This window comes from Stenotrophomonas sp. Marseille-Q5258 (genome assembly GCF_946900935.1).
Lineage (GTDB): Bacteria > Pseudomonadota > Gammaproteobacteria > Xanthomonadales > Xanthomonadaceae > Stenotrophomonas > Stenotrophomonas nematodicola.
Window position 1 is genome coordinate 1 of the sequence record NZ_CAMPPN010000009.1, and the last position, 18,900, is coordinate 18,900.

At 70.1% G+C, this 18,900-nt stretch carries 17 protein-coding genes; 13 read left to right on the forward strand and 4 right to left on the reverse strand.

What is annotated here, in order from left to right; translation table 11 throughout:
• The first annotated feature begins 113 nt into the window (after window positions 1-113).
• Complete coding sequence (locus tag OC534_RS06840; protein WP_136004320.1) at window positions 114-527, forward strand: MerC domain-containing protein; 414 nt, start codon at window positions 114-116, stop codon at window positions 525-527.
• Between the two features lie 108 nt (window positions 528-635).
• Window positions 636-818 carry a 30S ribosomal protein THX gene (locus OC534_RS06845; RefSeq protein WP_068850363.1) on the forward strand — a complete coding sequence of 61 codons (183 nt, stop codon included), beginning with the start codon at window positions 636-638 and terminating at the stop codon, window positions 816-818.
• A 76-nt stretch (window positions 819-894) separates the two neighbouring features.
• Here OC534_RS06845 and OC534_RS06850 read toward each other — a convergent pair whose 3' ends face one another.
• Genes OC534_RS06850 through OC534_RS06860 form a run of 3 tightly spaced genes read right to left on the reverse strand, consistent with a single transcriptional unit; the run spans window position 895 to window position 4,163 of the window.
• Window positions 895-2,148, reverse strand: a complete 1,254-nt coding sequence (locus OC534_RS06850; protein ID WP_262071592.1) for an ectonucleotide pyrophosphatase/phosphodiesterase — start codon at window positions 2,146-2,148, stop codon at window positions 895-897.
• Between the two features lie 60 nt (window positions 2,149-2,208).
• Entirely contained in the window at window positions 2,209-2,700 is a 492-nt protein-coding gene (locus OC534_RS06855) for a methylated-DNA--[protein]-cysteine S-methyltransferase (protein WP_136004316.1), read from the reverse strand.
• Entirely contained in the window at window positions 2,697-4,163 is a 1,467-nt protein-coding gene (locus OC534_RS06860) for an AlkA N-terminal domain-containing protein (RefSeq protein ID WP_136004314.1), read from the reverse strand. Before OC534_RS06860 ends, OC534_RS06855 begins: the two co-directional genes overlap by 4 nt.
• 168 nt (window positions 4,164-4,331) lie before the next feature.
• On the opposite strand from OC534_RS06860, the gene OC534_RS06865 reads away from it, so the two are divergent.
• The 4 genes from OC534_RS06865 (at window position 4,332) to ubiM (ending at window position 7,799) form a co-directional block, all read left to right on the forward strand.
• Window positions 4,332-5,492, forward strand: a complete 1,161-nt coding sequence (locus tag OC534_RS06865) for a hypothetical protein (protein ID WP_262071593.1) — start codon at window positions 4,332-4,334, stop codon at window positions 5,490-5,492.
• A gap of 61 nt (window positions 5,493-5,553) precedes the next feature.
• Window positions 5,554-6,084, forward strand: a complete 531-nt coding sequence (locus tag OC534_RS06870) for a DUF4019 domain-containing protein (RefSeq protein WP_153164441.1) — start codon at window positions 5,554-5,556, stop codon at window positions 6,082-6,084.
• 30 nt (window positions 6,085-6,114) lie between these two features.
• Window positions 6,115-6,504: an MAPEG family protein gene (locus OC534_RS06875; protein ID WP_262071594.1), complete on the forward strand. Its 390-nt coding sequence runs from the start codon at window positions 6,115-6,117 to the stop codon at window positions 6,502-6,504.
• A 101-nt stretch (window positions 6,505-6,605) separates the two neighbouring features.
• The gene (gene ubiM / locus OC534_RS06880; protein ID WP_153164440.1) at window positions 6,606-7,799 is read left to right on the forward strand and encodes a 5-demethoxyubiquinol-8 5-hydroxylase UbiM; all 1,194 of its coding nucleotides are present in this window, start codon (window positions 6,606-6,608) and stop codon (window positions 7,797-7,799) included.
• 30 nt (window positions 7,800-7,829) lie between these two features.
• Here the strand turns inward: ubiM and OC534_RS06885 are convergent, their stop codons facing one another.
• Window positions 7,830-8,060: an RNA-binding S4 domain-containing protein gene (locus OC534_RS06885; RefSeq protein ID WP_136004306.1), complete on the reverse strand. Its 231-nt coding sequence runs from the start codon at window positions 8,058-8,060 to the stop codon at window positions 7,830-7,832.
• A gap of 268 nt (window positions 8,061-8,328) precedes the next feature.
• Between OC534_RS06885 and OC534_RS06890 the strand changes: the two genes are divergently transcribed.
• The 7 genes from OC534_RS06890 (at window position 8,329) to OC534_RS06920 (ending at window position 18,899) form a co-directional block, all read left to right on the forward strand.
• Complete coding sequence (locus OC534_RS06890; protein WP_153164439.1) at window positions 8,329-10,278, forward strand: DEAD/DEAH box helicase; 1,950 nt, start codon at window positions 8,329-8,331, stop codon at window positions 10,276-10,278.
• A 252-nt stretch (window positions 10,279-10,530) separates the two neighbouring features.
• Window positions 10,531-12,873, forward strand: coding sequence for an EAL domain-containing protein (locus OC534_RS06895; protein WP_262071595.1), 2,343 nt, complete (start codon window positions 10,531-10,533; stop codon window positions 12,871-12,873).
• Between the two features lie 192 nt (window positions 12,874-13,065).
• A complete protein-coding gene (locus OC534_RS06900) occupies window positions 13,066-14,679 on the forward strand; it encodes a diguanylate cyclase (protein WP_243746361.1) in 1,614 nt (537 codons plus the stop codon).
• A gap of 54 nt (window positions 14,680-14,733) precedes the next feature.
• The gene (locus OC534_RS06905; RefSeq protein WP_017354731.1) at window positions 14,734-15,456 is read left to right on the forward strand and encodes a pseudouridine synthase; all 723 of its coding nucleotides are present in this window, start codon (window positions 14,734-14,736) and stop codon (window positions 15,454-15,456) included.
• Between the two features lie 66 nt (window positions 15,457-15,522).
• On the forward strand, window positions 15,523-16,593 hold the full coding sequence (locus OC534_RS06910) for a sensor domain-containing diguanylate cyclase (protein ID WP_136004300.1): 1,071 nt from the start codon (window positions 15,523-15,525) through the stop codon (window positions 16,591-16,593).
• 8 nt (window positions 16,594-16,601) lie between these two features.
• Entirely contained in the window at window positions 16,602-17,663 is a 1,062-nt protein-coding gene (locus tag OC534_RS06915; protein WP_262071596.1) for a DUF1176 domain-containing protein, read from the forward strand.
• Window positions 17,664-17,738: 75 nt separating this feature from the next.
• Window positions 17,739-18,899 (forward strand): AAA family ATPase, encoded by a 1,161-nt coding sequence (locus OC534_RS06920; RefSeq protein WP_136004297.1) that lies wholly within the window; start codon window positions 17,739-17,741, stop codon window positions 18,897-18,899.
• Window position 18,900: the final 1 nt, after the last annotated feature.

Below are 18,900 nucleotides of genomic sequence, written 5' to 3' on the forward strand. Positions count from 1 at the left end.
ATGGTGGGGCGCGCGAAACCCGTCGATGAACGGGGGTGGGGCAGGGGAGGCAGGTGCGCGTCGGGATTGATGTTATATTATTCCATAACGCTTCGCCGACCCTGCTGGAAGTCATGCCCCTGTTCCCACGCCTCCGCCATCTTCTCGATCGTTTCGGTGCCACCGGATCGCTGCTGTGTGCGGTGCACTGCGCGGTGTTGCCGGTGCTGCTGGCCGCCGCGCCCTCGCTGGGCCTGTCGGTGTGGATGAGCGACGGGGTCGAGCTGGCGCTGGTCTGCTTCGTGACCCTGCTGGGGCTGTTCAGCCTGGTCTGGGGATATCGTCGCCACGGTGCGCTGCGCGCGCTGGGCTTCCTGGTGCCGGGGCTGGTCGCGCTGTGGGCCGGGCTGCTGTATGGCCCGCTGCACCATTCAGCGGTTCCGCACGCCGTGGTGATGACCCTCGGCGGGGTGCTGGTGGGGGTGGCGCACCTGGTGAACCTGCGGCTGAACCACGGCCACATCCATGATGCGAGCTGTGCGCACTGAGTGCGTGTGGTAGGCTTTCAGATCGTGCGCGGGGGCGCCTGAGAGGGCGGCCCCGCCGAACCCGTGTCAGTACGGGGTTATCAGATTTCAGACTAAGGAGTTGACGACATGGGTAAGGGTGACCGCAAGACCGCCAAGGGCAAGCGCTACAACGCCAGCTACGGCAATTCGCGTTCGCACGCGGTGAGCAAGGTGGCCGTGGGCGCAGCTGCGCCGGTCGCCAAGAAGACCGTTGCCAAGGCGCCGGCCAAGAAGGCTGTCGCCAAGAAGGCGGTGGCCAAGGCCGGCTGATCCCAGCCAGGCAGGGCCCACGAAAAACGCGGCGCCTGCGCCGCGTTTTTTGTTGTCCGCGCGGCGCCGGCGCGCCTCAGCGCAGGGCCGGCAGCAGGCGTTGCGGGTCGCCATCGTTGGGCGCGGCCGGCACGTCGAGCAGGCGCGCCAGCAACGGATAGACGTCCACGTTGTCGAACGGCGCAATCACCGCGCCCTGTCTGAACGACGGCCCGCGCGCGATGAACACCGCCCGCATCGAGGGCAGTGCATTGTCGTAGCCGTGCGAGCCGCGGTCTCCCGGGGGGCGTTTGGCGATCCGATCGCGGGTCAGCGCGTCCCAGCCTTCGTGCATCTGGCACAGGATCGGCGGGATGCGCGGATGGGTGCCATAGGCCCACCGCGCCGGCAGCGCCTCGCGCCGCCAGCAGTCGTAGTGCGCGTGCGCGCCCAGCAGGATCTTCTCGGCCTGGCGCTGCTTGCCGGGCAACGGCGCGAAGCCGACCGACTGCCCGACGGTCACGTCCCGCGCGATGGCCGGATCGACCATGTCCTCGGTGGCGATGACCTGGCCTGCCGGCACGCTGGCCATGCCGTGGTCGGAGACCACGACGATGTTGGTGTCGTCGGCGAGGCCGCGCGCCTGCAGGCCGTCCAGCAGCCGCCCGATGGCGGTGTCGACCTCGACGATGGCGGCGGCGTACTCGGGCGACTCCGGGCCGTGGTCATGGCCGGCGTGGTCGACCTGTTCCATGTACAGCGTGACCAGACGGGGCGCCTGCGGATCGCTCTGGCCGAGCCAGCCGAGGACCTGATCAACGCGATCGGGCAGCGTCACCTGGCTGTCGAACACGCGCCACTGGCTCGGCCGCACGCCTTGGATGGCCGCTTCGCTGCCGGGCCAGGACAGGGTGGCGGTGCGCACGCCGGCTTTTTCCGCGCCCACCCAGATCGGCTCGCCGCCCCACCAGCGCGCGTCGGTGACGGCCTCGCGGCGATTCAGCCGGAAGCTGCCCAGTCCGGCTTCCTCCATGCTGTTGTGGATGATGCCGTGGTGGTCCGGACGCAGGCCGGTGACCAGCGTGTAGTGGTTGGGAAAGGTCAGTGCGGGATACGACGGCGTCATCCAGCGCGCACGCACGCCGCTGTCGGCGATCCGCGACAGGTTGGGGCTGATGCCGCGGTCGAGCATGTCCGCACGCAGGCCATCGATGGAGACCAGCAGCAGTTTCGGCGGTGAAGCATTGGGGGTGGCAGCGGCGACAGGCGGCGGCGGTGCGGACGGTGCGGTGGCGCAGGCGGCCAGCGACAGGGCGGCGGCAAGCGCCAGTGGGAAACGTACGGAGATCATCACGCCATGATAATCGGCAGCGGTGACGCGACGAAGACAACCAATGGCAGGGGGCGCGGCTCAGGCGAACAGCGAATCGCGCCGTGCCTCCAACTGCAGCAGGGCGGCCTTGGTGTCCAGTCCGCCACCAAATCCGGTCAGTGCACCGTTGCTGCCGATCACCCGATGGCAGGGCAGCACGATCGGCAGCGGGTTGCGGCCGTTGGCGGCCCCGACCGCCCGGCTGGCGGTGGGATGGTCGATGTGGCGGGCAAGGTCGACGTAGCTCCAGGTCCGGCCAAACGGGATATCTGCCAGCGCCCGCCACACGCGCAGCTGGAACGGCGTGCCATGCGGCGCGAGCGGCAGCGCGAAGGCGGTGCGTTCGCCGCGCAGATACTGCAGCAGCTGCAGGCGTGCCTCGCGCACGGCATGTGCGTCGCGCTGCCAGTGCTCGCGGCCCTTGGCGTCGTACCGGTTGTTCTCGAAGAGGATGTGGTGGATGCCACGGCTGTCGCCGGCCACGGTGAGGGCGCCGATGGGGCTGTCGAAGGTGTCGTAGCGCAGTGTCATGGGCGTACTCCGGGAGCGGGGGGAGACAGGTGCCACAGGTGCAGCACCGCATAGGCGCGCCACGGGCGCCAGGCATGCGAACGGGCCTCGGTGGCGCGCTCGGCAAGGCGGGTTTCGCCGCCGAGGACCTGCTGCAGCACGAGGTCGCCGGCGGGAAATGCGTCGGGCAGAGCCAGGGCGCGCAGCGCGATGTAGTGTGCGGTCCACGGGCCGATGCCGGGCAGCGCGACGCAGCGCGCCACGAAGCTGTCCAGGCGCTGGCCGGCGGCGAAGTCCAAGCGGCCGTCGGCGACTGCGGCGGCCACCGCGCGGACCGTTGCCGCGCGGGTTTTCGGCAGGCCCACGGTGTCCAGCGGGGCCTCGGCCAGCGCCTGCGGGGTGGGGAACTGACGGTCCAGGCCCTCGGGCATGCCCGGCAGCGTGATGCCGAAGCGGTCGACCACGCGTCGCGCAAGCGTGGCCGCCGCGGCCACGCTGACCTGCTGGCCGAGCACGGCGCGCACGGCCACCTCGAAGCCGTCCCAGCCGCCGGGCACGCGCAGGCCGGGGCGCTCGGCGATGCCCCTGGCAAGCAGTGGCTCCCGGGCCAGCGTGGCGTGCACGATGCGCAGGTCCGCATCCAGATCGAAGATCCGCCGGACCCGTCGCACGATGCCGGGGATGGCGCGTGGATCGACCTGGCCCAGTTGCAGCAGCAGCTCCGGGCGCTTCGGATCGGCACTGACGCGGATCACGCTGGGGCGCGCGGCCGGGCCGATCACGCGCTGGTAGCTGTGGTCGTCGATCTGCTCGATACCGGGAATGGCGCGGCGGCGCAGGAAGCCGAGCATCGCGGCGAAATCCAGTGGCGGCCGGTAGCCCAGGCGCAGGGTCAGGGGGGCGTCGCCGAGCGCACCGCGCTGGCGGCGGATGGCCGTCGGAGGCATCCCGCAGCCGTCCACGAACGCGGCGTTGAAGCGGCGCAGGCTGTTGTAGCCGGACGCCATCGCCACGTCGGTGACCGGCAGCGCGGTTTCGGTCAACAGCTGCTTGGCCAGCAGCAGGCGACGGGTGGCGTGGATCTGCGCCGGCGCCGCGCCGAGGCGGGCCACGAACAGGCGCTGCAGCTGGCGGGCGCTCAGCCCCACGTGGGCAGCGAGCGCGCCGACCGGGGCATCCTGCAGGTAGCCATCGTGGATCAGCGCCAACGCGCGCTGCAGGGTTTCGTTGCTGAGGACGTCCTGGGCCTCCGGCGCCAGTTCCGGGCGGCAGCGCAGGCAGGGTCGGAAACCGGCGGCGGCGGCCGCAGCGGCGGTCGGGTAATAGTCCACGTTGCGCGGCTTCGGCGGTGGTGCCGGGCAGACCGGGCGGCAATAGATGCCGGTGCTGCGCACGGCGGTGAAAAACACCCCGTCGAAGCGGGCGTCGCGTGCCAGGCGGGCGCTTTCGCAGGCGGCGTAGTCCAGGGGCAGGGCGGTGTCCATGCCGGTCAGTCTATGCCCCCGGGATGGACCCGGCTCGCCGTTTTCGGACGGCAATGCGGTCGCGGCCCCGGACGGTTCAGTGCAGGTTGTCGCGGCGCTGCCGTGGCGCACTAGACTGTCTGCCTGCGCGCCGCAGGTGCGCCCCTTGTCGTGGAGTCCAGGTTGTCCATGTTGCCCAAGTCGTGGTGGTTGCCGTTGTTGTGCCTGGGATTGGCCGGTTGCAGCCAGCTGGAGAATCCGGGCAATGTCACTGCGGCCGACAAGGCGGTGCGTGCGCAGGCGGCCGATGGCGACCACATGGTGTCCATCAACGCCGCCGACGCCCCGCTACCGCCGCCGCCGCCGCCGCGGCGTGGGCAGCAGGCGTGGCCGGACGCGGCGCTGGACAACGGCAAGGCGTTCGTGAGCTGCGATACCGATTACGCCGCCGAAGGGGGCGACGGGCAGCCGCTGGAGGCGCTCGACCGCGCCGGCGTGGAGGCGGCGCTGGCACCGTGCGCCGAGCGTGGCCTGCTGCGCGTGCGCTACGTCGGCAAGATCAATCCCGGGTTTGCCGAGCTGGTCGGCCGGGTGGCGATCGTGGCCGATGCACAGCACATTTCGCGGCGCATCCTGGATCTGGATTCCAGTGGCGGCCAGGTGGAGGCGGCCATCGTGGCCGGCGACAGCATCGGCGAATCCAACTGGACCATCTGGGTGCGCGAAGGATCGGTCTGCCACAGTGCGTGCGTGTTTGTGCTGGCGGCCGGTGACAACCGGCTCGTCTCGGGCAAGGTCGGCATCCACCGCATGATGCGGATCAGCTCCAAGGCGACCTCGCGCGCCGAGCTCAACCGCGAGCTGCACGAAGTCTATGACAACGTGAAGGACTACCTGCAGCGCAATGGCGTGGCGGTGGGCGTGGCCGACCTGATGATGACCGTGCCCAACCGCAGCCTGCGCCTGCTCGATGCCGGCGAGTTGCGGCAGTTCGGCCTGGACGGCACCAATGCGGTGCAGGACGACCTGGAGCGGATCAAGCAGATGCGCAAGTGCGGCGATGATTTCGTGCGCCGCAAGGATGCGTTCCTGATCGCCTTTGATCAGGAATGCAAGCGCGAGGGCGCCGAGATGGAGGCGATCAACACCTGCGGGCAGATGCTCAAACAGCGATTCGGTTTCCCCGACGCGACCTGCCCGGACGAAAGCCCATTGTCGGAAATCGACGTGACCAGCCTGCTGCCACCGTCCACGCCCACCGCGGCGTCGGCAGACGCGGTGCCGGCCGCACCGGCGCAGACCGCGAGCGAAGGACACCGGCCGCCGCCCGAGGCGGCGCAGCGCAACTGACGGACTACTCACGTCCTTGACGTATGCTGGCCGGCAGTTTCCTTCTGCCGACGGTGCCCTGATGCGTGTTCCGCTGCTGCTGTTGTCGATCCTGTTCCCCGTCGCCGCGATGGCGCAGACGCCTGCCCCGGCCACGCCCGCCCCGGCGCCGGCCCGCCCGGCACCGGATGCCGCCGCCGCGCCGCGCCCGGTGCTGACGCCCGCGCAGCAGGCCCAGGTGCGCGAGCAGGATGCGGAGATGAGCGCGGCGGCGTTGAAGGTGGCGCAGCTGGTCGATGCCAACCGGGCGGCCGAGGCGTGGCGTGGTGCGTCCGCCGTGGCGAAGAAGACCGTCACCGAACCGGCCTTCGTGGCCCAGCTGGCGGCCGACCGCAAGCGGCTCGGCACGCTCGCATCGCGCGGCCAGCCCACCGTGACCCGGGTCAAGTACGCGGCTGGCGCGACCGTGCCGGAAGGGCTGTACATCAACGTCAGCTTCCCGACCCGCTTTGCCAACAGCGCCCAGCCGGTACGCGAACTGGTGTCCTTCCGACTGGATGAAGACCGCGTCTGGCGGCTCGCCGGTTACAGCGTGCGTGCCGCCACCCCCTGACGTTCTGCCTGACACCTTCCGGAGTACGCCATGACGATCGAGATCCAGATGCTGGTGTGGTCGATGCTGCTGGGCATCGTGCACCTGTTCGCAGCGTCCACGGCAGTGACCCGCGAGCGCGGGCTGGCGTGGAATGCATCCGCGCGCGACGGGCAGAGCGCCCCGGTACGCCCGTTGACGGGCCGGCTGCAGCGCGCCCAGTCCAACTTCATGGAGACCTTTCCGTTCTTCGCGGCGGCCGTGCTGGCGGTAACGCTCACCCAGCGCCAGGACGGGCTGACCGCACTGGCCGCGGAGCTGTACTTCTGGGCGCGGGTGGTCTACCTGCCGCTGTATGCGGCCGGCGTGCCGTACGTGCGCAGCCTGGTGTGGCTGGCCTCGCTGGTGGGCATCCTGCTGCTGATGTGGTCGCTGCTGTAACGCGGGGGTGAACCGTTCCGCACGCGGCTGATCCAGATCAAGGCCGGCGCACTGCCGGCGGCGCTAAGCTCCACGTGGACTGGCAACCGCAGGATCGGATCATGGTGGAGCAACACGCGCGCCCGGTGGATGTCGTGGTGGTGGGGGCAGGGCCGGTCGGGCTGTGCCTGGCCCGCTCGCTGGCCGGGACCGGCCTGACGGTGACGCTGATCGAGCAGCAGCCGCGTGCGGCACTGGCCGAGGCGGCGTTCGATGGCCGCGAGATCGCGCTGACCCATGCGTCCCGCGCGATCCTGGAGCGGCTGGGTCTGTGGGCGCGGCTGGACCCGGCCGAGATTTCACCGCTGCGCGATGCGCAGGTGCTCAACGGCGGTTCGCCGTTCGCGCTGACCTTCGCGGCGGCACGCGACGGGCACGGGCGCGACCTGGGCTGGCTGGTGCCCAATCATCTGATCCGGCGCGCCGCATGGCAGGCGGTGCAGGACCAGCCCGGGGTCGAGGTGCTCGACCAGACCAGCGTGGCCGCCATCGACACCGGCCCCCGGCACACCTCTGTCACCCTGGCCGATGGGCGCCGCCTGCAGGCGCGGCTGGTGGTCGCCGCCGACAGCCGCTTCTCCAGTACCCGCCGCCTGCTCGGGATCGGTGCGCGCATGCGTGATTTCGGCAAGTCGATGCTGGTGTGCCGGATGCGTATCGAACAACCGCACCATCACACGGCCTGGGAATGGTTCGGCTATGGCCGCACGATGGCGTTGCTGCCGCTGAACGGCGACCTGGCCTCGGCGGTGATCACCCTGCCACCGCGGCAGATCGCGGCGCTGATGGCGCAGGACGACGACGCCCTCGGGCGTACCGTCAGTGGCTTCTTCGAGCACCGGCTCGGCCGCATGCAGCCGTGCGCGCGGCCGATCGCCTATCCGCTGGTGGGGGTCTACGCACAATCCTTCGTGGGCCCGCGCTGCGCGCTGATCGGCGATGCGGCGGTGGGCATGCACCCGGTCACCGCGCACGGCTTCAACCTCGGCCTGCTCAGCCAGGACCGGCTGGCTGCGGTGATCGCCCCCGCCGCCCAGCGGGGCGGCGACATCGCCGCGCCGGCGGGCCTGGCCGGTTATGAGCGGGGCCATCGGCTGGCGTCGCGGCCGCTGTACGAGGCCACCAATGCCATCGCCACGCTGTACACCGACGACCGCCTGCCGGCCCGCGCGCTGCGCAGTGCCGGCCTGCGCCTGGCCCAGGGCGTGGCCCCCTTCCGGCAGCTGATCGCCGCCCAGCTGACGCGCGCCTCCTGAGCGGGGCGGCAGCCGCGGGGCGGCGGTGGCTCAGGGGGCGTCGCTGTCGGCGATGATGTGGATGGTGGTGTCGCCGAACCGGACCTGTTGGCCTGCGCGGATCTTGCAGGCCTTGCGCAGTTCAACTTCCCCATCGACGAGGACCTGGCCGTCGCCGATGACGGTTTTGGCCTCCCCGCCGCTGGTGACCAGGTCGGCCAGCTTGAGCAGCTGCTTGAGCTCGACGTAGTCGCGGTCCAGTTCGAATTCGAGGGTCTGCATGAAGCGGGTATCCTGGAAAGGGGCGCGGACGGTGGCCCGGGCCGGGGGAGGGCGCGTATTGTGCGCCAGCGCGGGGCCTGCGCGGGATTCAGGCGGAAATCTGTACGCGTGGTTCAGGAACGATGCGGTATCATCGCGCCCTGAGCGAGTGAATTCTCCTCCGACCGAGCAGCGCCAGGGCACGCGATAAGAAAGGGCGCCCAAAGCGCGGACCATCCCCTTTTTTTATCGCATTGCCCGAAAAATGGCAGTGCCTTCGGAGTTTCCCATGTCCCAAGAATCCCCCGCGCCGCTGCTGTTCGCAGACCTCGGCCTGTCCGATGCTGTGATGAAGGCCGTGGCCACCGTCGGCTATGAAACGCCGTCGCCGATCCAGGCCGCCACCATTCCGGCCATGCTGGAAGGTCGCGACGTGCTGGGTCAGGCCCAGACCGGTACCGGCAAGACCGCCGCCTTCGCGCTGCCGGTCCTGTCCAACCTCGACTTCAACCAGGCCAAGCCGCAGGTGCTGGTGCTGGCGCCGACCCGCGAACTGGCCATCCAGGTTGCCGAGGCCTTCCAGACCTATTCCTCGGCGATGCCGGGCTTCCGCGTGCTGCCGGTCTACGGCGGCCAGCCCTACGGCCAGCAGCTGTCGGCCCTGCGCCGTGGCGTGCACGTGGTGGTGGGTACCCCGGGCCGCGTGATCGATCACCTCGATCGCGGCACTCTGGACCTGTCCGAGCTGAAGACGCTGGTCCTGGACGAAGCCGATGAAATGCTGCGCATGGGCTTCATCGACGACGTCGAAGCCGTGCTCAAGAAGCTGCCGGAGACCCGCCAGGTCGCCCTGTTCTCGGCCACCATGCCGCCGCAGATCCGTCGCATCGCGCAGACCTACCTGAAGAACCCCGCCGAAGTCACCATCGCGGCCAAGACCACGACCTCGGCCAACATCCGCCAGCGCTACTGGTGGGTGAGCGGCATGCACAAGCTGGATGCGCTGACCCGCATCCTGGAAGTGGAACCGTTCGACGCGATGATCATCTTCTCGCGCACCAAGGCGGCCACCGAAGAACTTGCCGAGAAGCTGCAGGCCCGCGGCCTGGCGGCTGCCGCCATCAACGGTGACATGCAGCAGGCCCAGCGTGAGCGCACCATCGGCCAGCTCAAGGAAGGCAAGCTGGACATTCTGGTCGCCACCGACGTGGCCGCGCGCGGCCTGGACGTGGAACGCATCAGCCACGTGCTGAACTACGACATTCCGTACGACACCGAAAGCTACGTGCACCGCATCGGCCGTACCGGCCGTGCCGGCCGCACCGGCGACGCGATCCTGTTCGCCACCCCGCGCGAGAAGGGCATGCTGCGGGCGATCGAGCGCGCCACGCGCCAGCCGATCGAGGAAATGCAGCTGCCGAGCGTGGACGCGGTCAACGATACCCGCGTGGCCAAGTTCATGAGCCGCATCAGCGAGGCGCTGGAAGGCGGCGGCGTCGACTTCTACCGCGAGCTGCTGCAGCGCTACGAGGCCGAGAACAACGTGCCGGCGATCGAGATCGCCGCTGCGCTGGCCAAGCTGCTGCAGGGCGATTCGCCGTTCCTGCTGACCCCGCCGGTGCGGGGTGCGCGTGAAGAACGGGCGCCTCGCGAACGCAACGACCGCAATGATCGTGGCGATCGCCCGGCGCGCTTCGAGCCGCGTTTCGAGCGTGGTCCGCGCCGTGAAGACGACCGCGGTCCGCGTCCGCCGCGTGCCGAAGGCGACTTCGGCGGCAACGAGGGTGGCTTCGAGCGCGCCCCGCGCCGTGAGATCGCCCCGCGCGGTGCGCCGGAGCAGGGCATGGAGACCTTCCGCATCGAAGTGGGCCATGTGCACGGCGTCAAGCCGGGCAACATCGTCGGCGCGATCGCCAACGAAGCCGGCCTGGAAAGCCGCTTCATCGGCCGCATCGACATCCACGACGACTTCTCGGTGCTGGACCTGCCTGCCGAGATGCCGAGCGACCTGCTCACCCACCTGAAGAAGGTGTGGGTGTCCGGCCAGCAGCTTCAGATGCGCAAGGTGGAGCCGGGTGAAGACCTGACCCCGTCGCCGCGTCCCCCGTTCAAGCCGAAGTTCGGCCGCGGCGGCAAGCCGGGTGGCCCGGGCGGTCACCGTGGTCCGGGTGGTCCGGGCGGCAACGACCGTCCGCCGCGCCGGGACGGCTTCAAGCCGCGCGGCCCGCGCAGCTTCTGATCGCCCCGGGCGGTCCCTGCAACGCCAGCCTCCGGGCTGGCGTTGTCGTTTCCGGGGAGTCACGCCGGGTTTCGCGCCGTCTCAACATGCTTGGTCCTAGCCTCGGCAATGGGCCGCGCAACGGAATCGGTCCCCACACAACGAAAGCGTCCAGGGGAATCGACGATGCTTGGAAGTGGCAGGGGCGGGGGCGTCAGGGAAGTACCGTATCCAACGCGGGGCCTCATCCTGCGTTTCGCGTTGCTGACCGGCATGGCGATCGGCCTGGTCGGCATTTCGGCCCTGATCCAGGAGCTGCAGGCCGCTTCGACGGCGTGGATCGTCGGCCAGAGCCACTGGTCGCGGGCGCAGCAGCACGCGACCCTGGCACTGTCGCGTTACCTGGCCACCGCCGATCCGGACGATCTGGCCGACGCGCGCGCGGCGCTGGCGGTGCCTCTGGGCGACCTGCAGGCGCGGCACGCGCTGGAAGCGCCGGACGCCGACCTGGCGCGGGCGCGCCGGGGCTTCCTGGCCGGCGACAATGCGCCCGGTGACGTCAATCGGCTGATTGTCTCGTTCCGCTATCTCGGGCGCCTGGGCTACTTCCGCGATGCGGTCCGCCTGTGGCGCACGACCGATGCCGACCTGTTGCACCTGCAGGCGCTGGCCGACCAGGCGCAGGCGCTGCACGGCAGTGGGGGCATGACGCCGGCGCTGCACGACGCCCTGCAGGCGCGGCTGCAGGGGCTCGATGTCAGTCTGCGCACCAAGGCCCAGGCTTTCTCGGCGTCGCTGCTGCGTACGTCGGGCATCGTTCGCATGACGACCCTGGTGGTGGGCGGGCTGTCGGTGCTGATGATCACCGTGGTCGCGGTGATGCTGGCGCGCCGGGTGCGCAACGATCTGATCGAGCAGGAAAGCCGCTTCCGCGCCGCGTTCTACCAGGCCACCGTCGGCATGCTCAAGCTGGACATGGGCGGGCGCGTGGTCGAAGCCAACCAGGCAATGGCCGACATCCTCGAGTACCGCCGCGATGCCCTGCTGCACCTGTCGCTGCAGGAGCTGCTGGTGGAGGGCGAACTGGTGGTTGACGGCACCGGCGCGATTGACTGGATGCGCCAGCTGCGGCCGGCCGAACTGCGCTTCCGGCGCGCCGATGGTGGCCTGCTGTGGGGGCGCTGGAGCGGCACGGTGGTGCATACCCGCGGGCGGGAGCCGGCCGCCTTCGCGATTGTCGAAGACGTGTCGCAGAACCATGCGCTGGCGCGCGAGGTGGAGCACCACGCCAGCCACGACCCGTTGACCGGTCTGGTGAACCGGCGCGAGATCGAGCGCCTGATCGAACTGGCGCTGCTCGACGTCCGCGATCGCGGCGGCATGCACGCGCTGTGCTACCTGGACCTGGATTACTTCAAGCTGGTCAACGATGGCCTCGGCCATGCCGCCGGCGACCAGCTGCTGCGCACGTTCGCCGACCACCTGGTGGGCGCGGTCCGCGAAGGCGACTGGGTCGGGCGGCTGGGCGGCGACGAGTTCGCGGTGTTTCTGGCCAATGCCAGCCAGGAAGAAGCCAAGCGCGTGCTGCAGCGGGTGATCCGCACCCTGGGACAGGTCAGTTTCCAGCACGGCGAGGGGGCGCCGAAGGTGAGCTGCAGCATCGGCGTGGTCGAGATCACCGCCGAAGCGCAGGACGTCAACTGGCTCATGAGCGCGGCCGACAGCGCCTGCTACGCGGCCAAAGAAGCCGGGCGCAACCGCGTGCACTGCTTCAATGAAAGCCGCATGGCGCTGGACGAGCGCCGGCTGGAAGCCGAGCGGTTGTCCAGCGTGGCCAGCGCGATTTCCGAGAACCGCATGCTGCTGTACGCCCAGCGCATCGAGCGGGTTGGCGATCCGGGCTTCCTGCATTACGAGGTGCTGGTGCGCATGCGCAGCCCCGAAGGCGCCCTGCAGGGCCCGGGCGAATTCATGAGTGCGGTCGAGCGCTACGGCATGGCGATGGCGCTGGACCGGCACGTGCTGGGGCTGCTGTTCCGCCACCTGCAGGTCTGCCCGGCACATGTGAAGCTGCTCGGCCTGTGCAACGTCAACGTGTCCGCGCAATCCATCGCCGAGCCGAGTTTTCTGGCGTTCGTGACCGATCTGCTGGAGCGCAATCGCGGCCTGGCCACCAAGCTGTGCTTCGAGATCACCGAGACCGCCGCGGTCAGCAATCTGGCGCAGGCGCGGAGCTTCATCGACGCGGTCAAGGCGCGCGGCTGCCGGATGGCGCTGGACGATTTCGGTTCCGGGCTGTCCTCGTTCGGCTACCTGCGGCAGTTGCCGGCGGACATGCTCAAGATCGACGGCATGTTCGTGCGTGACATGGAGTCCGACCCGATCAACCGCGCGGCCGTGCGCGCCATCACCGAAGTGGGGCGCGAGCTGCACATGACGGTGGTGGCCGAATGGGTGGAATCGGCCGATGTGGCCCGTCAACTGGCCGACCTGGGCGTGCAGGGCCTGCAGGGCTACGCGATCGAACGGCCGATTCCACTGGAGCGGATGACCCAGCAGGGGCTGTGGGCAATCCACCCGGGGGCGGCGTCCGACGGCGCGCACGGCCCGGCGTGACGCCCGCTGCGGCGGTGCCCGGGTGTGCGGACCGGGTCATCACCGCCGTGGCGGCGGTTCTTGCGATAATCCGCGCCAGGGGCGATGCACGGTGTGTGCGTTGGCGTGAAGCACGGGCAGGACGTTGTTGTGACAGGCAGGCACGGCTGGTGCGGGGAACAGGCGGTAGCGGCGTTGCTGCTGGTGGTGCTGATGCTGTGCGCCTGGCCCACCCGGGCCGATGCGCCGCGGGCCGGCGTGGACTATCTGCTGCTGGGCCAGGCCACGTCCGAGCCGACCCCGCAGCGGGCGTGTGCACCGGGGGTGCTGGCGCGCCACCAGGACGTGCTGTCGATTGCCGCACCCGCGCAGGGCTGGTCCGGTGAGCCGCAGGCGGTGGACGTCTTCGGTGTGCTGTCGGGCGAGGTGCGCATCAGCCACGGCCAACGCCAGGTCTGCGGCAGCATGCATGACGCCCGCACCCGCGATTCGCGCTTCCGTGCCGGCGTCGGCATGGTGGTGGTGCCCAAGGCCGGCGACCGCGAGCCGATCGTGGTGTCCTGGGCCCGGCCGCTGAAGGAGCGCTGGGTGCCGACCCTGCAGCTGGGTGCGCCCAGCCCGGTGCAGCAGAACGACACCGCGCGCCTGCTGGTGCGTGCGGCGTGCATTGCCGTGGCGATCGCCCTGGCACTGTCGGCGCTGATGGGGTTTGCCACCACGCGCGATCGCCTGTTCCTCCTTTACGTCGTGGTCTGCCTGGTGTTCGTGCTGTGGCAGGCCGTGCTCGGCGGGCTGAGCGGCTACCCCGAGCCTTGGCTGCCGGTGCATGACCGCGCCTCCTGGTGGCTGGTGGGGTTGACCGCCTTCTCCGAAGCGCTGCTGCTGCCGATTCTGTGGCGCCTCAATGGCGGCGACCGGCGCTGGCCGCGGTCGCGCGCCTGGCAGCACGCGGTGCTGTGGGGACTGGTCGCAGTGGGCTGCAGCGTGCCCTGGCTGGGCATGCCCGCGCTGGGAACGCTGGCAGCCGCGCTGGAGACGCTGTACCTGCTTGGCTGCGTGCTGTGCCTGGGCGTGGGCGTCTGGGCACTGTGGCGCGGCGATGCGCAGGCGCTGGCCGGCCTGGGCGCGCTGCTGCCGTGGTGGATCCTGATCGTGGCCGAAGCGGTCGGTGCGCGCTGGCTCATCGCCTACCGGATCGAAGCGCTGCAGGTGGCCACGACCTGGTTCCTGATGATGGCGGCCTTCGCGCTCAACCTGCGCCTGGGCCGGCTGCGGCAGCAGCGCGACGAGATGCGCCAGCTGGCCGACACCGACATGCTGACCGGCCTGCCCAACCGCCGGGCCGGGCTGCGCCTGCTGTCACAGTACCTGGAGCAGGCGCGCGTGCAGCCCCAGGCGCTGGCGATCGGCTTCCTGGACATCGACCTGTTCAAAGACATCAACGACCAGCACGGGCATGAAGTGGGCGACCAGGTGCTGGTGGCCGTGGCGCGCGCGCTGCGGACCTCGGTGCGCAACCACGCCGACGTGATCCGGATGGGGGGCGAGGAGTTCCTGGTCCTGCTGCCGGGTGCCGGCCGTGCCGCCGCCGCGGCGCGGCTCGAAGACCTTCGGCTGAAGGTGGCCGCGGTCACCCCGGGGCTCGGCATCCCCGGCCTGAACGTGTCGGCCAGCATCGGTCTGGCGGTGCTGCGTGCCGACAGCGACGACCTGGCCGGCCTGCTGCGCCGTGCCGACCACGCCATGTACTGCGCAAAGCGCGCCGGGCGCAACCAGGTGTTCGACGCCGAGGCGCTGGCCGGACAACCCGATCCGCAGGCGGCGTGAGCCCGATTGCAGGCAAACCCGCAGCCGGGACCGGCTTTGCCGGATAATGGGCGGATGACCATCCGACTCAACAAGTACATCGCCGACACCGGCTTCTGTTCCCGGCGCGAAGCCGACCGCCTGCTCGGCGAGCGCCGCGTCACCGTCAACGGCATCCCCGCCGGCACCGGCGCGGTGGTCGGGGAGGGCGACCAGGTGCTGGTCGACGGCCAGCCGCTTCGCACCCGCGAGGCGAAGAAGCCCGGCGGCCGTCGCCACGTCTATATCGTTCTGAACAAGCCGGTGGGCATCACCTGCACCACCGAAAGCGCGGTCAAGGGCAACATCGTGGACTTCGTCGGCCACGAACAGCGCATCTTCCCGATCGGCCGCCTGGACAAGGATTCCGAAGGCCTGATCCTGATGACCAGCAACGGCGACATCGTCAACCAGATCCTGCGCGCCGAGAACAACCACCAGAAGGAGTATCTGGTGGCGGTCAACAAACCGGTCACCGACGAGTTCCTGCGTGGCATGGCGCGCGGCGTGCGCATCCACGACCAGACCACGCTGCCGTGCCGTGCCAGCCGCATCGCCAAGTTCGGCTTCCGCATCGTGCTGCAGCAGGGCCTGAACCGGCAGATCCGCCTGATGGCCGCCGCGTTCGGCTACCGCGTCACCCAGCTGCGCCGTGTGCGCATCGACAACGTCAAGATCGGCGCGCTCAAGCCGGGCCAGTGGCGCAACCTCACCGACGCCGAACTGCGCGGGCTGTTGCCCAAGCAGTTGGATTGGTGAGGGTCCGCTGACGCCGGCACCGGCGTTGATTGGCTAGACTGCGACCGACTCGCCGGGAGCCGACACATGATCAAACCGTCCAGACCGGACAATGAAGAACAGCGCCTGCAGGCGCTGTTGCGCTATCAAGTGCTGGACACCCCGGCCGAACGTTCCTTCGATGACCTGGTCACCATCGCCACCGCGCTCTGCGGCACGCGCATGGGCGCGGTCACGCTGGTGGACCGCGACCGCCAGTGGTTCAAGGCGCGGCGAGCGCTGGATGTGCCGCAGACCACCCGCGAGATCTCCTTCTGCGGCCACGCCATCCTGCAGCCGGACCAGGTGATGGTGGTGGAGGACGCCCGCGAAGACCCGCGCTTCTTCGACAACCCGATAGTGGTCGACGACCCGCACATCCGCTTCTATGCCGGAGCACCGCTGCTCAGCTTCGAAGGCCTGCCGTTGGGCACGCTGTGCGTGTTCGATGCCGCGCCCGGGCAGTTGTCGCCCGAACGTCTACAGGCACTGTCGGCGTTGTCGCGGCAGGTATCGCTGGTGATGGAACTGCGCCGCTATGCACACGAAATCCAGCAGCACATGAGCGAACGGGCGTGGTATGAGCAACGTCTGTCCGAGTACAACGCGCTGCTGGAACGGCAGAACGCCGACCTCGCCGAGCAGAGCCGCACCGATGCGTTGACCGGCCTGCCCAACCGGCGCGCGATGGGCGCGTTCCTCGATGCGGCGCTGCACGATGCCAACGGAGCACCGCGCGCGGTGTCGGTGGCGCTGCTGGATATCGATCACTTCAAGAACGTCAACGACCTGTACGGCCATGCCAGCGGCGACCACGTACTGGCCGAACTGGGGCGCCTGCTGCGCGCCACCTTCGCCGGCGGTGGCATGGCCGCGCGCCACGGCGGTGAGGAGTTCGTGGTGGTGATGCCCGATACGCCATTGAGCGTGGCCGAAATGCAGTGCGAGTTCCTGCGCGTGGCGGCGGCCGATCTGCCGCTGGGCATACCGCTGACGGTCAGCATCGGCGTGGCCGCCCACCGAGAGGGCGACACGGCGGAACAGACGCTGGCGCGTGCCGATGCCGCGCTGTACCGTGCCAAGCGCGAAGGCCGCAATCGCGTCGTGCCTGCCGAATAAGGATGTTCATGAACGTTGTTTCCGTGGTTTCGCTGCTGGCCGTTGCCCTGGCCACGGCGCTGCCCGCGCATGCCGCCACGCCGGTGTACCGCCAGTTCCAGGACTGGGTGGTGGCCTGCGACAACGTCGCGCGCTGCGTTGTCTCCGGCGCTGCCGAAGCGTTGGATGGGCGCATCACCGTGCAGCGGGATGCCGGCCCGCAGGGCGCCATTGACGTGACCGTGGTGCTGCCCACGCGCGGTGGCAATGCGCCGCTGCGGCTCGACGGCAAGGCCGTGGCGCTGACCGCACCGGGCTGGGCGCGCACGCAGGACGGCGCGGAGTGGGTGGTGCGCCGGACGCGCGGCCTGGCCGACGCACAGGCGTTCGTCGATGCGGTGCGCAATGGGCAGTCGCTGCGCTTCGGTGCCGGCGAGCGCGACGCGATACCGCTGGGCGGGCTGAGCGCCGCGCTGCTGCTGGTCGATGAGACCCAGGGTCGCCTCGGCGGCACCACCGCGCTGCTGCGACGAGGTGCCGCGGCGGCCAGCACGGTGCCGGCCGCGGCGCCGTTGCCGCGGGTGGCGCTGGCGCCGCCGCCCCGGGCCGTCCTCGACGCGGCCGCCCAGGCCCGCCTGATCGCCCAGGTGCGGCGCGGCCAGGCGGCCCTGATACAGCGTGAAGACTGCAGCCAGCACGGCGGTGACGACGCCTTCGATGAAGCGGCCGCGTTGGACGATACCCGCGCGCTGGTGCTGATCGAGTGCCTGCGTGGCGCCTACCAGAGCTCCAGCCTGGTGTTCCAGGTGCCGGTAGCCGATCCGTCGCGCGCCACCCGTGTGACGCCGACCCTGCCGTTCACGCTGCCGGGTGTGCGCGCGCGACTGGACATGGTCACATCGGCGGCGTTCGAGGACGGCGTGCTTACCCATTCCGGCCGTGGTCGCGGCATGGGCGATTGCGGCAGCGGCGCGCGTTGGGGCTGGACCGGTACCACCTTTGCACTGCTCGCCTACGAGCACATGGGGGCCTGCCGCGGCGACGATGCGGCCGAATGGCCGGCGCTGTGGCGCACCGCCAACGCCCCCTGACGGCATCGGCCCGGTCGCAGGCGCTGCGACCGCGCCCTTCCACACTGCGCGCTCTCCCTCCTGTCAGGACGCGCCATGCTGCAGACCCTCGCCATCTCGCACTACCGCTCGCTGCATGCGCTGGTGGTGCCGATGCAGCGCCTGACGCTGGTGACCGGCGACAACGGCAGCGGCAAGTCCAGCCTGTACCGTGCGCTGCGCCTGCTGGCCGAAACCGCGCAGGGCGGGGTGGCGGCCGCGCTGGCCCGGGAAGGGGGGCTTGGCTCGGCGCTGTGGGCCGGTCCGGAAGAGATCGACCGGCGCATGCGTACCGGGGAGGTGCCGGTGCAGGGCACCGCGCGCCGCCATCCGGTGTCGCTGAAGCTGGGTTTTTCGGCCGAGGCGTTCGGGTATGCGATCGATCTCGGTCTGCCGGTCCCGGGCCTGTCGATGTTCGACCGGGAACCCCGGATCAAGACCGAGTGCATCTGGGCTGGCCCGTTCCTGCGCAGCGCCAACGCCCTGGTCGAACGGCGTGGCGCGCGGGTGCGTCGCCGCGCCGGGCGTGGCTGGGACCTGCTGGAGGAACCGCTGTCGGCGTTCGACAGTCTGTTCACCCAACTGGCCGATCCGCAGCGCATGCCCGAGGTGATGCAGTTGCGCGACTACATCCGGTGCTGGCGCTTCCATGACCATTTCCGCACCGACATGGCTGCGCCGGCGCGGCTGCCGTGCCTGGCGATCCGTACCCCGGTGCTGGCCAATGATGGCCATGATCTCGCTGCCGCCTGGCAGACCATCGTGGAGGTCGGCGATGTCGCCGGGCTGACCGGCGCGGTGGACGATGCCTTCCCGGGCGCACAGGTGCGGATCGACGCGTACGACGGACGCCTGTCGCTGACGTTCCAGCAACCCGGCCTGCTGCGCCCGTTGGCCGCCACTGAACTGTCCGACGGCACGCTGCGCTACCTGCTGCTGATCGCCGCGCTGTACACACCGCGCCCGCCACCGCTGCTGGTGCTCAACGAACCGGAAACCAGCCTGCACCCGGATCTGCTCCCCGCGCTGGCACGCCTGATCATCGCCGCCAGCGTGCGCAGCCAGGTCTGGGTGGTATCGCACGCGAGCCGTCTGATTGCCGCGTTGCAGGAAGCGCCCGCCTGCCATGCGATCCGGCTGCACAAGGAAATGAGCCAGACGCGCGTGCTGGGCCAGGGGCTGCTGGATGCACCGGCCTGGTACTGGCCGGCGCGGTAAT

Coding starts and splice junctions, on each gene's coding strand:
- OC534_RS06840 (WP_136004320.1), top strand. CDS start 114: ATGCCCCTGTTCCCACGCCTCCGCCATCTTCTCGATCGTTTCGGTGCC.
- OC534_RS06845 (WP_068850363.1), top strand. CDS start 636: ATGGGTAAGGGTGACCGCAAGACCGCCAAGGGCAAGCGCTACAACGCC.
- OC534_RS06850 (WP_262071592.1), bottom strand. CDS start 2,148: ATGATCTCCGTACGTTTCCCACTGGCGCTTGCCGCCGCCCTGTCGCTG.
- OC534_RS06855 (WP_136004316.1), bottom strand. CDS start 2,700: ATGACACTGCGCTACGACACCTTCGACAGCCCCATCGGCGCCCTCACC.
- OC534_RS06860 (WP_136004314.1), bottom strand. CDS start 4,163: ATGGACACCGCCCTGCCCCTGGACTACGCCGCCTGCGAAAGCGCCCGC.
- OC534_RS06865 (WP_262071593.1), top strand. CDS start 4,332: ATGTTGCCCAAGTCGTGGTGGTTGCCGTTGTTGTGCCTGGGATTGGCC.
- OC534_RS06870 (WP_153164441.1), top strand. CDS start 5,554: ATGCGTGTTCCGCTGCTGCTGTTGTCGATCCTGTTCCCCGTCGCCGCG.
- OC534_RS06875 (WP_262071594.1), top strand. CDS start 6,115: ATGACGATCGAGATCCAGATGCTGGTGTGGTCGATGCTGCTGGGCATC.
- ubiM (WP_153164440.1), top strand. CDS start 6,606: ATGGTGGAGCAACACGCGCGCCCGGTGGATGTCGTGGTGGTGGGGGCA.
- OC534_RS06885 (WP_136004306.1), bottom strand. CDS start 8,060: ATGCAGACCCTCGAATTCGAACTGGACCGCGACTACGTCGAGCTCAAG.
- OC534_RS06890 (WP_153164439.1), top strand. CDS start 8,329: ATGTCCCAAGAATCCCCCGCGCCGCTGCTGTTCGCAGACCTCGGCCTG.
- OC534_RS06895 (WP_262071595.1), top strand. CDS start 10,531: ATGGCGATCGGCCTGGTCGGCATTTCGGCCCTGATCCAGGAGCTGCAG.
- OC534_RS06900 (WP_243746361.1), top strand. CDS start 13,066: ATGCTGTGCGCCTGGCCCACCCGGGCCGATGCGCCGCGGGCCGGCGTG.
- OC534_RS06905 (WP_017354731.1), top strand. CDS start 14,734: ATGACCATCCGACTCAACAAGTACATCGCCGACACCGGCTTCTGTTCC.
- OC534_RS06910 (WP_136004300.1), top strand. CDS start 15,523: ATGATCAAACCGTCCAGACCGGACAATGAAGAACAGCGCCTGCAGGCG.
- OC534_RS06915 (WP_262071596.1), top strand. CDS start 16,602: ATGAACGTTGTTTCCGTGGTTTCGCTGCTGGCCGTTGCCCTGGCCACG.
- OC534_RS06920 (WP_136004297.1), top strand. CDS start 17,739: ATGCTGCAGACCCTCGCCATCTCGCACTACCGCTCGCTGCATGCGCTG.